Raw genomic sequence first — 562 nt, 5'->3', positions numbered from 1 at the left:
CCCCGGGATTGCGCAACAGCGCCTCGCAGGCGCGCGCGGAGCCGACTTCGGCGATCGCGGCCGCGAGCGGACCGGAAACCACGCGCCGCCTGGCGATCGCGAGCTGAGCGCGGAGATCGCCAAGCGCCACCAGATCGACGAGCTCGAGGTCGGTCAGGACGGGAGAGCGCGCGAGCACCGGCTCCGCCACGTCGGCCGCGTCCTGCGCCAGCGAGAGCATCAGCGCGTGCGGGGCCTCCGGCGCAGCGGCCAGCGCCTCCGCGATCGCGCAGCGCACCGCGATGTTGGGATCGTCGAGGCTGCGGGTGAGCACCGCCTCGACCTCGTCGCGAACCTGCGGCTCGAGATCGCCGTGCAGCCAGGACCGGGCGAGCGCACCCGCCGCCTCGGCGCGCAGATGTGCCGGGGCCGCCGCGGCCCATTCCAGGTAGCGTTCGACGATCATCTGCGGGCGATCCGTTGCGGCGCGGGAGAGGACGCGGGCGGCGCGGCGAGGTGGACTTTCGTGAAGGACGGCGTTTCGACCGGAGCGGCGGCGGCGCTGCGGACGGCCGTCCCGGGC

The 562-nt window shown here is 75.1% G+C and carries 1 protein-coding gene; it reads right to left on the bottom strand.

Going from position 1 to position 562, the window contains the following annotated elements; genetic code table 11:
• Positions 1-445 (bottom strand): DUF2336 domain-containing protein (locus tag ACIKT0_RS19785; protein ID WP_407106949.1); only part of this gene is annotated, 445 nt, incomplete at its 3' end.
• Positions 446-562 lie beyond the last annotated feature (117 nt).

This window comes from Hansschlegelia beijingensis (assembly GCF_045505405.1).
Classification (GTDB): domain Bacteria; phylum Pseudomonadota; class Alphaproteobacteria; order Rhizobiales; family Methylopilaceae; genus Methylopila; species Methylopila beijingensis_A.
The sequence above is the reverse complement of the archived record's forward strand: the minus strand, read 5'-3'. Positions and strand labels throughout refer to the sequence as shown.